Genomic DNA, 14,626 nt, shown 5'->3' on the forward strand with positions numbered 1-14,626 from the left:
TCGCCTTTAGAAATCGACCGAGACGGACAGCTTGGCCGTCAGCGGGGCGCCCTGGCTCAGGTAGCCGCCATAGGCCGACGCCCAATAGGCCTTGTCGGTCACATTCTCCACCGCCGCGCGGATGGTGACCGGACGGTTCTGCACGTCGGCGATCATCCGCGCGCCGACGTCGAAGCGGGTCCAGCTCGGGATCTTCAGCGTGTTGGCGGTGTTGAGATACTGCGCCCCGGTGTGGATCACGCGGCCGGTCAACGTCACTGTGGGGAAGGAGGCGGGAAGAAAGGGCAGGTCCCACTCGACGTTGGCGTTGAACTGGTGGCGCGGCACGCCGACGGCGTCCTTGCCCTCGGTCGCGGCGTTGCCGGTGTCCGTCAGTTCCGGATCGATGAAGGTGGCGCCGCCCAGCAGGCGCAGGCCCTGCACCGGCTCGCCATACAGCATCAGCTCGACGCCGCGGTTGCGCTGTTCGCCCGACACGCTGTAGAGGCGGGTGAAGCCGTCGGTGACGCCGCTGGGCTGGGTGGTCTGGAACAGCGACAGCGAGCCGCCGAAGCTGCCGAAATCGAGCTTGCCACCGACCTCATACTGGACGGAGCGGTAGGGCTCGAAGATCTCTCCGGCATTGGCCGCGGTGGACGGGGCGGTCGGACCCTGCGCCAGCCCCTCGATCCGGTTGGCGTAGAGCGACAGTTCCTTCAGCGGCTTCACCACCAGCCCGACCACCGGGGTCAGCGCCGACTGGTCGTAATCGGAGGTGCGGGCGCCGTTGGCCCGGTTGTAGCCGCGGACCTGGATGTTCTGCTGGCGCAGGCCGGCGGTGAGCATCACCCGGTCGTCCAGGATCGACAGCGTGTCCGAGGCGTAGAGGCTGCGCAGCACCGACTCGCTGACCTTCGGCAGGTCGCCCGTCATGCCGCTGGCCGAGGTCGTGGCCGAGCGTGGCATCCCGACCATGCGGTAGAGGTTGATGGCGGTGGTGGTGCCGAATTCGAAGCCGTTGTTGTTGGTGGTCCGCAGGGCGGAGGCGCCGGCGTTCAGCTGGTGGCGGACCGGGCCGGTGTGCAGGTCGGCCCGGACGCCGGCCTGGCCGGTGCTGGTAAAGTCCTCGCGCGGGACGGTCAGGCGCCTGACCGTGCCGGTGCCGTCGGGCCGCGTGACGGTGGGGGAGCCGTAGTCGCCGTCCTCGCGCATGCTGCGCAGGCCGAAGGCGCCATAGGCGGTCAGGTTGGGCAGGATGTCGTATTCGGCGCGGACCTGTCCGAAGGTGTCGCGCATCTGCGAGTAGGTCCAGGGCTGCGCGTAGTTCTGCGAGGCCGACGGCACGGCCGGCACGAAGCTGCCGAAATAGACCACCGGGCGACCCTGCTCCACCCGCTGGGTCTGGGTGCCGACGTCGAGCGTCACGCGGGCGCGCTCGCCGCGGTAGTCCAGCGCCAGCGAGCCCAGCTTCAGCGTCCGCTCCTCGTCGTCGACGGCGGTGTCGCCGCCGCGGACCGCGGCGTTGACGCGCACGCCGAACTGGTTGGCGTCGCCGAAGCGGCGGCCGACATCGGCGGACAGGCCGAGCCGGCTGTCCATCGCATAGCTGGCGGTCAGGCGGGTCAGCGGCTCGTCCTCCGCCCGCTTGGGCACGAGGTTCACGCCGCCGCCGATGCCGGAGCCGCTGGGGGCCGCCCCGTTCAGGAAGGCGTTGGCGCCCTTCAGCACCTCCACCCGTTCGAACATGTTGGTGGCGACGATCTGGCGCGGCGCCGTGCCGTAGAGGCCGTCGACCGACAGATCCTCGCCCGCCAGCTGGAAGCCGCGGATGACGAAGCTCTCGGCGAAATTGCCGTAGCCGAGGCTGCTGCGCACCGCCGGGTCGTTGGCCAGCACGTCGGCGATCGTCTCCGCCTGCTGGTTGCGGATGGTCTCGGCGGTGTAGCCGGTGACGGAGAACGGAACGTCCATCGCATCCTGGTTGCCGAGCGCGCCGATCCGCCCGCCGCGCGCCACCTGTCCGCCGGCAAAGGCCGGGGGCAGGGCGCCGGGACCGCCGGCGGTCCGGTTGCCTTCGATCTGCACCGGATCGAGCTGGACGGCGCCGCCGGCCGCCACCCGTTCGACCGTGACGGTTTCGGTGTTGAGGAAGCGGGCGACCAGCCCGGTGCCGGACAGCAGGCGGTTCAGCCCCTCGCGCGCGGTCATCGCCCCGCTGACGCCGGGGGAGGCGACGCCCTGGGTCACGGCGCCGGGGGTCAGCACCTGGATGCGGGTGGCGGCGGAGAAGGCGGCGAGCGCCCCGTCGACCGACTGCGGCGCGATGGCGAAGCTGATGGCGTTTGCCGAAGTGCCGGCCGGGCTGGTCTGCGCCATCGCTGCGGGAATGCCGGGCAGCAGCAGCCCCGGCGCGATCAGCACCGTCGTCGCCAGCAGCCGTCCGACGAACAGCCGCTTTAGGAACGCACGGCCGAACCGGCCGCCATGGTCGCTGCCCCGAGATCCACCCGTCACGCCGAACTTCGCCCCAAACTTCACCAATGCCATCGCTCGCCTCTGATATCCGGTGAGAGACCGCGCCGCGTTCTGCGACTGCGTCTCATTCTCTTCTTTCCCGGACATGACGATGGGATGGCGGAGATCCCTGGGAGGTTTTTTCAGGCCTTCTTATTTTTTTCAGGCATGCCGCATTTTTTCAGCGCAGCAGGGTCAGGTAGGGGGTGATGCGGGTGGCGTGGACGCCGAGGCCGCGTTCCAGCGCATCGAACACGGCATCCGGCCGGTCGAGCGCGAAGACGCCGGAGACCACGCGCTCCGCCGCCTCGTCGTTCAGCAGCACCACCCGGCCCGGCCATTGCCCGTTCAGCGCGGCGATGACAGAGGCCAGCGACTGCTGGCGGAAGACGATCTGGCCCTGGCGCCATGCGAAGGCGACGGCGGGATCGGCCGCCCGCGGCCCGCTCAGGCCGAGCGGGCCGGCCTCCGCGCTTTCGCCCGCGTGCAGGCGGACGCTGTCGGGCCAGGGAGCGCGGCTGTCGGTGCCGGGATGGGCGGCGACCTCCACCAGCCCGTCGCCGACGGTGACGGTCGTGCGCCCGTCCTCGCGCCGGACGCTGAACTGGGTACCCAGCACGCGGGCGGCGCCGGCCCCGCCATCGACGACGAAGGGATGGTCGGGGTCGCGGGTGACGTGGAACCACGCCTCGCCGCGCAGGATGCGCACGCGCCGCTCGCTGTCCCGGAAATCGAGCGCGAGCGCGGTGCCGCCGTTCATCTCGGCGGTGGAGCCGTCCGGCAGGGTCAAGGTCCTGCGCTGTCCGGCCGAAGTGACCTGATCGGCGACGGTATCCTGATAGAGCGTCGGTCCGCGCCAGACGCCAAGCCCGCCGACAACCAGCAGGACCGCCATCGCCGCGGCGAAGCGCCGGACACCGGCCACTGCCGGGCGGCGGGACGGCACGACGCGGGACCCGGCATAAGCGGCACGGTGGGCGGCGCGGGCCGGCTCCTTCAGGTCGTGCAGCAGGCTTTGCACGTCGGTCCAGGCATCGGCATGGGCCGGGCTGCGGGCCAGCCATTCGGCGAAGGTGGCACGCTCCGCCGGGGTGTGGTCGTCGGATTGCAGGCGGAAGAACCACGCATTGGCTTCGGAGAACAGCCGGTCCCCATCGGAACCGGTATCCGCCGTTTCCCTGTTAGCCGGTCCCCTGCGCTGGTCATCCCGATGATCCGTCACGTCTTGCCGCAAGCTCCTGTTTGCCTCGTGTGGTTGAAGACGACCGACGGAGGCCGATCCCTCAAAGAAAATCACCCGCCGGGACGCGAACCCCGCCGGTCAGCGCAGCGGGCGCCGCCTCATGTGGGCGCGGCACTGTTCCAGCGCCGTGCGCAGATGGTACTCCACCGTGCGCGGCGAGATGCCCAGCCGCTCGCCGATGGCGCGGTAAGGCAGCCCTTCGACATGGTAGAGCAGGAACACCTCGCGGGTTTTGGGGGGCAGGGCATCGATGGCGCCGCGCAGCCGGGCCATGGTCTGGGTCCGCTCGACCAGCGCGTCGGCGGCGGGGCCTGCGGCCGGCAGGTCGTCGTCGGGCGGCCCGGCCTCGCGCAGGCGCTGGCGCCGGGCCGCCCGGCAATGGTCCAGCGCGATGCGGTCGGCCACCACATAGAGCAGGCCCGCGGGATTCTGGACCGCCTCGCCGTCGGGCAGGCGGGCCAGCCGCAGGAAGGCGTCCTGCGCCAGATCGCCCGCCGTCTGCGGATCGCCGGTCCGCCGCGCGATGGCACGCTCCACCCGCAGGCGATGCGCATCGAACAGCTCCGCGATCTTGCGCGCCCATGTGCCGACGGCGCCTGTCATCGGGCGCGCCGGGGCTGGGTGTCGTCGGGGAGGGGAGCGCGGAGGGTGTCGGTCACGGATGCGCGGGTTGCCGGGTGCAGGGGAGCCGGCAGCCATGGGGCCATCGCCCGGAACGCCGGTCCCACCGGTATAGCCGCACCGAGCTTAGAATGCGAACCATTCTTATTAGCGGGAGATGCCCGGTCCGGACATCTCCCGTTTGCTTCCCGCCGCTTACCAGGTCGCGCGCAGCGACAGCAGGACGTTGCGCGGCTCGCCGTAATAGCCGGAGACGTCGATGCTGCTCATGTATTTCTTATCGAGCACGTTGTTGACGTTCAGGGTGGCGGAGACCTTGTCGGTGATCTGATAGCGGGCCATCAGGTCGACCACCGCGTAGCCGTCGCGGTCGTACCTCTCGGCGCCGGTCCCGGTATAGACGTTGCCTTCCCACTTGACGTTGCCGCCCACCGTCAGGCGGTTCCACGCGCCCGGCAGGCGATAGGTGCTGAACAGCTTGACGCTGTCGCGCGGCACATAGGTCATCATCCGCTGACCGCTGGCATTCTTGACGGAGCTGTGGCTGTAGCCGCCGCCGACCTGCCAGCCGGTCATCACCTCGCCAGCGGCCTCGATCTCGAAGCCCCGGCTTTCGGCACCCTTGACCGCGCGGTAGGCCTGGGCGCCGGACGGGGTGAAGCGGCCGGGATCGACCTCGCCCAGATTGTTCTGCTTGATCAGGAACACGGCGGCGCTGGCGTTCAGGGCGCCGCCGAAGAACTCCGCCTTCACGCCGGTCTCGTAGGCGTCGCCGTCCAGCGGGTCCAGCGTCTGGCCGCTGGCGTCCTTGTAGTTCTGGGGCTTGAAGATGCTGGTGTAGCTGGCATAGACCGACCAGATGTCGGTCAGGTCGAGCACGACCCCCGCATAGGGCGTCAGAACGCCGTTCTCCGACCGCTTGCCGTAGGTCCCCTCCGCCCCGTCCGGGTGGCTCTCCTCGATCTGCTCCCACCGGCTGATGCGGCTGCCGAGGATGATCGACAGGGCGTCGGTCGGGCGCAGGCGGGTCGCGGCGTAGGCGGCCATCTGCCGCTCGTCCGTCTGCGACCAGCCGGTCGGGACGAGCGTCGGCCGGGCGATGTTCCCGTTCCAGGTGAAGTAGTTGGAGATCGACGGATCGTAGCCGTCGATGTACCAGAGCGGGTAGTCGAGCCCGTCCCGCTTGGCGTAATAGCCGCTGACGCCGGCCATCAGGTCGTGCCGCCGCCCGAACAGGTCGAAGCCGCCGTTAACGTCGGCGCTGACCGTGGTCTGCTCCAGGTTCGAGTTCCAGCGGCCGGCCCATACGCTCATGCCTGTGCCGTCGCGGTTCAGGTCGCCGTTGGTGCCGAAACCGAGCAGGCTGTCATATTCGCGGCGGCTGTGCTCCAGGTTCAGCGTCGCCGTCCAGCCGTCCCCGAACCGGTGCTTCAGTTCGCTGAAGACGGTCAGGTTGTCGTGCATGTGATACGCCCAATTGGCGCCGCTGTTGTAGGACCGGGAGAAGTCCGTCTTCGTCCCGTCGGCATAGAACAGCGGGAAGCCGGCGTTGGAGGCGTGGTCGGAGCGGTGCTTCTGATATTCGATGCCGGCCGTCCAGGTGGTGTCCTCGGTGATGTCGGCTTCCAGAACGCCGTACAGGACCTTCTTGCGGCCGTGCAGGCGGTCAAGGAAGCTGTCGTTGTCCTGATAGGCGCCGACGATGCGCCCGCGCAGCCGGCCATTTTCCGTCAGCGGACCCGACAGGTCGGCTTCGCCGCGATAGCGGTTCCAGGAACCGGCCTGCGCTTCGGCATAGCCCTGGACGGTCGAGGTCGGGCGTTTGCGGACCAGATTGACCGAGGCCGACGGCTCGCCGACGCCGTTCAGCAGGCCGGACGCCCCGCGTACCACCTCGACCCGGTCGAAGATGGCCATGTCGGAGATGGAATCGTCGAAGCCGTAGACGGTCGAGCGTGGAATTCCGTTCACCTGATAGTTCGTGACCGCGAAGCCGCGCGCGAAGACCTCGTCTCCGTCGCTGCCCACCGCACCGCGCTGCATCCGCGACACGCCCACCGTCTGGTCGAGCACGTCGCGGATCTCGTTCAGCCCCTGGTCGTCCATGCGCTGGCGCGTCATCACGGTGACCGACTGCGGTGTCTCGCGCGGGGTGAGGTCGAGCTTGGTGGCACTGGCCGAGGGGCCGGTGGCGGTGTAGGAGCCGCTGCCCTCGCTGCGGCCGCGGTCGCTGGAGGCGACGCCCTGCACCGTCATCGTGTCGAGCATCGTCGCGCCGTCGCTGCCGCTGACCGGCTTTTCCAGCGTCACCGTGTCGGCATCGACGAAGCGCGCGGTCAGTCCGGTCCCCGCCAGCAGACGCACCAGCGCCTCGCGCGGGGCCATGGTTCCGGTCACGCCGGGGGAGGAGAGGCCCTGCGCGATGTCGGTCGGGTAGAGGATCTGAAGCCCGGCGGCCTGCCCGTAGGCGGCGAGCACGCCCGGCAGGGGACCGCCGGCGATGGCGAAGGCGCGCGTGCCGGTCTGCTGCGCCACCTGCGGAACGGCGGTGGCGGTCGACGCCGCCTGTACGCCATGCAGCGCGGTCGACGCCAGCAGCATCCCCATCAGGACCGGCTTCCAGCCGATCCGGCCATTTGCCCGCCCCCCGGCCATCTGTCTTCCGACCGCCCGTCCTGTCGGGCGCCCCCCAGTACCAACCATCGCTACGACCCCCAAAAATGCGAATGAGTTGCATTTGCCATTCGGTGAGTCAGGACGCTGGCCGAAGGGCGGTCCCTCACCCCCCTTCGCAAAAAAACTCTGCGGAACCGGTTAGACGGAACGGATGATGACCAGTCCGGGAAAAGGCCGCATCGTGCGCACGGGCAGGGTGCGGACGATGGCGTTGAGCGCCACGTCCGGGCGGGCGATGTCGACGCTGCCGTCCACCCGCAGAGCGGCGAGCGGACGGTCCCACAGCAGGATGCGGGCGGGATGGTAGCGGTTGAGGTCGGCGACCACCGCATCGAGCGGCTGGGCCTGGAAGACCAGCCGCCCCTGCCGCCACGCGGTCTCCGCCGCCACCCCGTCGCGCAGCAGCGGGCCGGGTCCGTCCGGGCCGTAGCTGCGGCAATGGCCGGCGGCGAGATGGACCGGCGGCCGGTCTCCCGCCGCCAGCGTGGCCGTGCCTTTTTCGACCGCGACCACCACATCCTCCGGCCGGCGGTGCACGGTGACGGTGGCGTCGACCATGGTGACGCTGCCGTCGGCGCAGGCCACCGCGAAGGGGCGCCCCGGATCGGCGGCGGCGGCGAAGCGCGCCCGGCCGTCGATCAGGCGGACCCGGCGCTCCGCGGCGGAAAACTCCACGGCGAGCGCGCTGCCGGCGTCGAGTTCGACCGACGAGCCGTCGGCAAGCGCCAGCGAGCGGCGCTCGCCGGTGCCGGTGCGGATCTCGCCCGGCCAGCCGGTCAGGACCACCGTCGCGCCCAGCCCGGCGGCGCAGGCCGCGGCACCGCCCACGCCGAATGCCAGCAGCCGGCGCCGGGTCGGCAGCGGGCGGACGGCACGGCGCGGGTCCGGGCGGCGCGGGTTTGGCAAACGCGGGTCGGGCAGGCGGCCGAGATCGCCCCAGACGCCGGACAGCCGGTCGAACTCCTGCCGATGCGCCGGATCCCGCGCCAGCCAGTCGGCGAAGGCGGCCCGGTCGGCGGCGTCCGCATCGCCGGACTCCAGCCGGACGAACCATGCCAGCGCCGCCTCGCGCGGGTCGCCGGACGGTTCCGGCGGTCTGCCGTCGCGACCGGTCACAGAGCCAGCCGGTCGCGGCAATGGGCCAAGGCCTTCATCACATGCTTCTCCACCATGCTGCGCGAAATGCCCAGGCGCGCGGCGATGTCGGCATGGCTCAATCCGTCGAATTTGTGAAGCAGAAACACCTCCCGGCAGCGCGGCGGCAGTTCGGCCAGCGCGTGGCTCAGCCGCTCCAGCCGCTGCTTGTGCTCCAGGGCGGTTTCCGCGTCGGGCTCCTCCAGCGGGCGCTCCATCCCCAGTTCGGCCGGGGCGAAGCGGCGTCCGCGCCGGGTCTCCGCCCGCAGCCGGTCGAGCGCGATGTTGTCGGCCATGCGGAACAGGTAGGAGCGGGGGTTGTCGATCTCCGGCAGGGCGGCCAGGCTGCGCAGGCGCAGGTAGGTGTCCTGCACGACGTCTTCGGCAAGGCAGAGCGATCCGAGGCGCCGGGCCAGATGGCCGGTCATCTCCTCATAATGGACGATCAGCAGACCCAGCAGGGAAGACCGGTCTCTTTCAGCCATGACCTCGGCGACACCCGTTCCAGCGATCCATCGGAAATCCAGTCCTAACCATGAATGATAATCATTCGCAATCAATACATCGCCCTTTGCAAAAAACTTTGCGAAACTGGGGTGAGGGAGTGGGCGGCGGCGGTCGTCATGACGTGGAGGCGGTCTGTGCGCCCGTTTCCGCCGGCTGGATAATGTCGCTTTGGGGGTGAGGATCGAGGGTCCGCCAAACGTCTATAATTGAGAACGATACGCATTCGCGCATTTCATCTCCATCAGGGACAGCGACCGCCGCCATGACAAGATCACCCCCGCCCGCCCGCCGCCGGTACAGGGCCGTTTTCGCCGTCGGGGTGGTCGTCGCCGGCTTCGCCACCGCCGCCCTGCTGCGTCCCGGCGATCCTGCCGCCTCCGCCGAACTTGCGACGATCGGGCGCGGCACGGTCGAGGACACGGTGACCGCACTCGGCAAGATCCAGCCGCGCGCCTATGTCGATGTCGGCGCCCAGGTGTCGGGCCAGCTGATGCGGCTGCACGTCAAGGTCGGGCAGATGGTGCGCGAGGGCGACCTGCTGGCCGAGATCGACCCCGCCCTGCAACAGGCCAAGGTCGAAGCCGGCCGCGCCGAGCGCGCCCGCCTGACCGCCCTGCTGGACGAGCTGCGAGCACGCGCCGACTTCGCCCAGGCCCAGCTTGCCCGCCAGACCGCGCTGCGGCGGGTCGAGGCCGGGCGCGGCGAGTCCTACGACCAGGCGCGGATGGAGGCGCGCACCGCCGCCGCCCAGGTCGATGCCACGCTCGCCCAGATCCGCCAGACGGACTCGACCCTCCAGGCCGACGAGGCGCAGCTCGGCTACACCCGCATCTACGCGCCGATGAGCGGCACGCTGATCGCGGTGGACGCCCGCCAGGGCCAGACCATCAACTCGACCTACGAGGCGCCGGTCCTGATGCGGATCGCCGACCTGTCGGCCATGACCGTCTGGACCCAGGTGTCGGAGGCCGACATCACCCGCCTGACCGACGGCATGCCGCTCTACTTCACCACGCTCGGCCATCCCGGCCGGCGCTGGACGGCGCGCTTGCAGCAGATCCTGCCGGCGCCGCCGAAGCCGGTGACGAGCGGCTCCGCCAATAACGCGGCGGCGTCGGGCGGCGGGACGGGGGCCAGCACCGTGGTGCTCTACACCGCCCTGTTCGAGGTTGCCAACGAGCGCGGCGAGCTGCGCCCGGAGATGACCGCCCAGGTCTTCTTCGTCGCCGCCGAGGCGAAGGATGCGCTGACCGTACCGGTCGCCGCCCTGACCGCGACGGACGAGGCGTCCGGGCGGCACAGCGTCGCGATGATCGGGGAGGGCGGCGCCGTCGTGACGCGCGAGGTGCGCATCGGCGTGCGCGACCGCTTCAACGCCCAGATCCTGCAAGGGCTGGCCGAGGGCGAGCGGATCGTGGTGGGCTGGCGGACCGACGACGGCCGGCCGCCGCGCATCGGGTTCCGGCTGTGAGCGCCCCCCTCCTTGTCCTGGAGGACATCCGCAAGACCTACGCCACCGGCGGCGTCGTCGCGGTGGAGGTGCTGCGCGGCGTCTCGCTGACCGTCGGGGCGGGGGAGTTCGTCGCCATCGTCGGCAGCTCCGGCTCGGGCAAATCGACGCTGATGAACATCCTCGGCGGGCTCGACCGCCCGACCTCCGGCAGCTATCGGGTCAACGGGCGCGACGTGTCGGAGTTGGAGGGCGACGAGCGGGCGGCGCTGCGGCGCGACGGCTTCGGCTTCGTCTTCCAGCATTATCACCTGATCCCCGGCACCTCGGCGCAGGAGAATGTCGAGATGCCGGGCCGCTATGCCGGCCTGCCCGCCGCCTTGCGGGAAAGCCGCGCCGCGGCACTGCTCGGCCGGCTCGGGCTGGCGGAGCGCCGCCACCACCGGCCCAACCAGCTGTCTGGCGGCCAGCAGCAGCGCGTGTCGATCGCGCGGGCGCTGATGAACGGTGCGCCGGTGATCCTGGCCGACGAGCCGACCGGCGCGCTCGACAGCGCCAGCGGCGCCGAGGTGGTGGCCCTGCTGCGCGAACTGGCCGCCGAGGGCCGCACCATCGTCTTGATCACCCACGACCGCAAGGTGGCCGAGGCCGCCGACCGGGTGGTGGAGATGCGGGACGGGCGCATCGTCGCCGACACTGGCACCGATGGCGGCAGGCGGCCCGGTGCCGCCGCTCCCGCCTCGGCTCCCGCGGAGCGCCATACCCCGGCCTCCGTCTGGACCAGCGCCGGGGAGGCATTCGCGGCGGCGCTGCGCTCGCTGGGGGCGAACGGTTTCCGGACGGCGCTGACCCTGCTCGGCATCGTCATCGGCGTGGCGTCGGTGATCGCGCTGCTCGCCATCGGCGAGGGCGCCAAGCGGGCGGTGATGGCGCGGGTCGGCGCGCTGGGGGTAAACTTGGTCTATGTGCTGGCCGGCAGCGGCGATCCCCGCCTGCCGACCACGCCGCTGACCGAGGCGGACGGCGAGGCCATCCTGCGGCTTCCCAACGTCGAGAGCGTCATGCCCTATCTCGACATGCCGGTGATGGTGCGCTACGGCAACATCGACCACCGCACCAGCGGGCTGGCGACCTCGGCCTCGCTGCCGCTGACCCACCGTTGGCCGGTGGCGCTCGGCTCGTTCTTCACCACCGCCGACGAGCGGGCCGGGGCGGCGGTCGCCGTGCTCGGCCACAATGTCGCGAAGCGGCTGTTCCCGAACGGCGAATCGCCGCTCGGCCGCCATGTGCAGGTCAACAACATCCCCTTCCAGGTCACCGGCGTGATGGGGCAGAAGGGCGACCTCACCGGCAGCCAGGACACCGACGACTGGGTGTTCGTGCCGTTGTCCACCGGGGTGCAGCGGCTGGTCGGCAAGCCCGACCTCCAACTGATCCTGGTGTCGGTCCACAATGTCGGGCGCATCGCCGAGACCCGCGACGCCATCGGCGCGCTGATGACCAAGCGGCACGGTCAGGAGGATTTCCAGATCCGCGACGTGACCGCGCGCATCAAGACGGCGACCGAGACGCAGGACACCATGACGCTGCTGCTCGGCAGCGCCGCGGTGGTGACGCTGCTGGTCGGCGGCATCGGGGTGATGAACATCATGCTTGTCAGCGTGACCGAGCGGACCCGCGAGATCGGCATCCGCATGGCCGCCGGGGCGCGGGCCGCCGACATCGAGCGCCAGTTCCTGATGGAGGCGGCGCTTGTCGCCGGGCTGGGCGGTCTGGTCGGGGTGGCGCTGGGGCTGGCGAGCGGGGCGCTGGTCGGGCTGTTCGTGATGCCCGTGCTGTTCACGGCGACGGCCATCGCCGGGGCGGTGACCTCGGCGGTGGTGACCGGGCTGGTCTTCGGCCTGATCCCCGCCCGCCGCGCCGCCCGCCTCGACCCGGTGGCGGCGCTGTCGAGCGAGTAGGGCGGGGCAGGGGGAGAGGACGGGAAGGGGGCGGGGCTCAGCGCAGCCCCGTCTCCAGCTGTTCGGCGATCTTCGCCAGGGCGGTGTCGATGGCGGCGGGGGGGCCGCTCTCCAGGCTGTCCAGCACGATCAGGCGGGCGCCGCCGTCGGCGACGGCCTGGGCGATCTGCGGGGCGGGCTGGCGGTGGTGGAGCACCGCCGGGATGCGTTCGGCCCGGAGAAAGGCGGTCAGTTCGACCAGCCGCTCCGGCGTCCAGTCGCGGTCGTCGCGGGTCCAGACCTTGCGCAGGTCGAGGCCGAAATCGGCGGCGAGCATGGCGAAGCGGTCGGACAGCGCCGCCACCGACGGGTCGGGCAGCGCGGCGAAGCTCTGCGCCGTCCGCGAGGACAGCGCCAGCAGGCTGCGCTTCACCGTGGCGAGGTTGGCGTCGATGGCGGCGGCCGAGGCCGGGTAGAGGCGCCGCAGGTCGGCGGCCAGGATGTCTGCCATCCGCCCGGCGTTGGCGACGCCCAGCCAGGGGAAGGCGGCGCCGTCGCGCAGCGCGATGCCGGGCAGGGCGCCGTCCACCGGCCGGGCGGCGTCGATCTCGACCAGCCGGATGTTGGCGCGCCGCGCCAGCGGATAGAGCGGATCCTCCACCCAGACCGAGCGCAGGGTCAGCACCGCGTCGGCCTTGCGCGCCGCCTCGGCGAACTTGGCCTCGCCGCGCCCGCTGAGGAAGGACTGCTGGCGGCCCATCGGGATGGCGGGCGGCACCGCCGCCTCGACCTCCACCGCCGTGCCGCGGGTCAGCGCCCGGGCGAGCCCGGCGGTGACCGGATGCCCGGCCAGCACTGTTTCGGCGCCGGCGGTCTGCGCGACCGGGGCCGTCGCCAGCAGCAGGAGCGCTGCGAGCGTGACACGTTTCATCCCTCGTCCCCTCTCATGACCAGACGCGCCAGCAGCGCGCCGAGGAACAGCAGCCCGGCCGCCAGGATGATGGCGCCGCCGGACGGCACCGGCAGGGCGAACTGCACCGGCAGCAGGATGCCGGCCACCGCCGCGATGCTGGCGAAGGCGACCGACAGCAGGAAGAAGCCACGCAGCGACGTGGCGACGACGCGGGCGGCGGCGGCCGGGATCACCAGCAGGGCGCCGACCAGGATGGCGCCGATGATCTTGACTGAGGCGACGGTGACCACCGTCACCAGCACGATGAACAGATAGTCGAGCCCCTTCACCGGCACGCCGCGCACCCGCGCCAGCGCCGGGTTGAAGCTGGCCAGCAGCAGCCGGTTGAACAGCGCCAGCATCGGCAGGGTGACGCCCAGCGCCACCGCCAGCAGTACCGTCAGGTCGCGGTCGTCCACCGTCAGCACCGAGCCGAACAGCACGTTTTCCAGAATGTGGATGTTGACCCGGCTCGCCAGGACCAGCAGCAGGCTGGCGCCGAGCGCCAGCGATACCGACAGGAAGACGCCGATCAGCGTGTCCGACGTCAGGTTGCTGCGGTTGCGGGTGTAGTTGACCAGCAGCGCGAACAGCAGGCAGTAGCCGAACAGGCTGGCATAGGGGCCGGTGTAGGGTTCCCCCACCAGAATGCCGATGGCGACCCCGGTCAGCGCGGCGTGGCCGACCGCTTCGGAGAAGAAGGCCAGCCGCTTGGTCACCACCAGCGTGCCGAGCCCGCCCAGCACCGGGCCGATGACCAGACCGGAGAGCAGCGCGTTGACCAGAAAGCCGTGAGTCAGCCCGGCGGGCAGCCACCCGGCCGCGGCCCACCCCTGGATCAGGGCGCGGAGTGTTTCGAAGCTCATGACGCCAGTGCCCCGGCCATGCTGCGGGGGGTGGCGGAGAACAGGCCGAGCACCCGGTCGGGCGACAGCATCTCCGGCGGTGGGCCGTCGAACAGCACGCGCCGGTTCAGCCCCGACACCCGCGTCGCCAGCCGCCGCACCTGGGCGAGGTCGTGCTCGACCCACAGGATGGTGGTGCCGGCGGTTGTCAGTTCGGCCAGCAGGGTTTCGAAGATGGCGACGCCGGCCTCGTCGAGTGCGGTCATCGGCTCGTCGAGGACGATCAGGTCGGGCGTCGGGATCAGCGCCTGGGCGAGCAGCACGCGCTGGCGCTCGCCGCCCGACAGGGCGCCGAAGCGGCGGCGGCCCTTGCCGGCCATGCCGACGCGGGCCAGCGCCTCGCCGTAGCCGAGCCGGCGGTCCGGTCCGAGGAAGGCGGGGCGGCGCTGGCACAGCACGGCCAGGAAATCCTCCACCGTCAGCGGCAGGCCGCGGTCGAACTCGACCGCCTGCGGCACATAGGCGATGGTGCCCGGCGCATCCCGTCCGCCGTCCCCCGGCCAGTCGAGCCGGATGGTGCCGCGGTGCGGCGCCTGTCCCAGCAGGGCGCGGATCAGCGACGACTTGCCGCCGCCGTTGGGGCCGACCACCGCATGGACGGCGCCGGGAGCCACGGCGAGCGAGACCTGTTCGAGGATGGCGGTGCGGCCGAGCGTCAGGTCGACGCGGTCGAACAGGATGGCGGGGCCGTTTCTTCTCATGCCG

11 protein-coding genes are annotated in these 14,626 nt (G+C 71.1%); 2 read left to right on the plus strand and 9 right to left on the minus strand.

The features are described 5' to 3' along the window. Positions 1–6: 6 nt before the first annotated feature. The 6 genes from ABNQ39_RS26420 to ABNQ39_RS26445 form a co-directional block, all read right to left on the minus strand. A complete protein-coding gene (locus tag ABNQ39_RS26420) occupies positions 7–2,526 on the minus strand; it encodes a TonB-dependent siderophore receptor (RefSeq protein ID WP_376963999.1) in 2,520 nt (839 codons plus the stop codon). A gap of 148 nt (positions 2,527–2,674) precedes the next feature. Beyond that, on the minus strand, positions 2,675–3,715 hold the full coding sequence (locus ABNQ39_RS26425; protein WP_376964002.1) for a FecR family protein: 1,041 nt from the start codon (positions 3,713–3,715) through the stop codon (positions 2,675–2,677). Positions 3,716–3,814: 99 nt separating this feature from the next. After that, complete coding sequence (locus ABNQ39_RS26430; protein ID WP_098736754.1) at positions 3,815–4,339, minus strand: RNA polymerase sigma factor; 525 nt, start codon at positions 4,337–4,339, stop codon at positions 3,815–3,817. 213 nt (positions 4,340–4,552) lie between these two features. Next, positions 4,553–7,012: a TonB-dependent siderophore receptor gene (locus ABNQ39_RS26435; RefSeq protein WP_376964005.1), complete on the minus strand. Its 2,460-nt coding sequence runs from the start codon at positions 7,010–7,012 to the stop codon at positions 4,553–4,555. A 159-nt stretch (positions 7,013–7,171) separates the two neighbouring features. Then, on the minus strand, positions 7,172–8,149 hold the full coding sequence (locus ABNQ39_RS26440) for a FecR family protein (protein ID WP_376964008.1): 978 nt from the start codon (positions 8,147–8,149) through the stop codon (positions 7,172–7,174). After that, a complete protein-coding gene (locus ABNQ39_RS26445) occupies positions 8,146–8,652 on the minus strand; it encodes a sigma-70 family RNA polymerase sigma factor (RefSeq protein ID WP_109451093.1) in 507 nt (168 codons plus the stop codon). Before ABNQ39_RS26445 ends, ABNQ39_RS26440 begins: the two co-directional genes overlap by 4 nt. Positions 8,653–8,936: 284 nt before the next feature. Here ABNQ39_RS26445 and ABNQ39_RS26450 point away from each other — a divergent pair, with 284 nt between their 5' ends. Next, positions 8,937–10,145 carry an efflux RND transporter periplasmic adaptor subunit gene (locus ABNQ39_RS26450; protein ID WP_376964011.1) on the plus strand — a complete coding sequence of 403 codons (1,209 nt, stop codon included), beginning with the start codon at positions 8,937–8,939 and terminating at the stop codon, positions 10,143–10,145. After that, the gene (locus tag ABNQ39_RS26455) at positions 10,142–12,085 is read left to right on the plus strand and encodes a MacB family efflux pump subunit (protein ID WP_376964014.1); all 1,944 of its coding nucleotides are present in this window, start codon (positions 10,142–10,144) and stop codon (positions 12,083–12,085) included. Before ABNQ39_RS26450 ends, ABNQ39_RS26455 begins: the two co-directional genes overlap by 4 nt. A 37-nt stretch (positions 12,086–12,122) precedes the next feature. On the opposite strand, the gene ABNQ39_RS26460 is transcribed toward ABNQ39_RS26455, so the two are convergent. The 3 genes from ABNQ39_RS26460 to ABNQ39_RS26470 are packed head-to-tail and all read right to left on the minus strand — an operon-like array spanning position 12,123 to position 14,622. Further along, entirely contained in the window at positions 12,123–12,995 is an 873-nt protein-coding gene (locus ABNQ39_RS26460) for a metal ABC transporter substrate-binding protein (RefSeq protein ID WP_376964016.1), read from the minus strand. After that, positions 12,992–13,882 (minus strand): metal ABC transporter permease, encoded by an 891-nt coding sequence (locus ABNQ39_RS26465; protein ID WP_376964018.1) that lies wholly within the window; start codon positions 13,880–13,882, stop codon positions 12,992–12,994. Before ABNQ39_RS26465 ends, ABNQ39_RS26460 begins: the two co-directional genes overlap by 4 nt. Further along, positions 13,879–14,622, minus strand: a complete 744-nt coding sequence (locus ABNQ39_RS26470) for a metal ABC transporter ATP-binding protein (RefSeq protein ID WP_376965035.1) — start codon at positions 14,620–14,622, stop codon at positions 13,879–13,881. The genes ABNQ39_RS26465 and ABNQ39_RS26470 overlap by 4 nt, the downstream gene beginning before the upstream one ends. Positions 14,623–14,626: the final 4 nt, after the last annotated feature.

Origin of the sequence: Azospirillum sp. A26 (assembly GCF_042604635.1) — a bacterium.
Taxonomy (GTDB): Bacteria; Pseudomonadota; Alphaproteobacteria; order Azospirillales; family Azospirillaceae; genus Azospirillum; species Azospirillum palustre.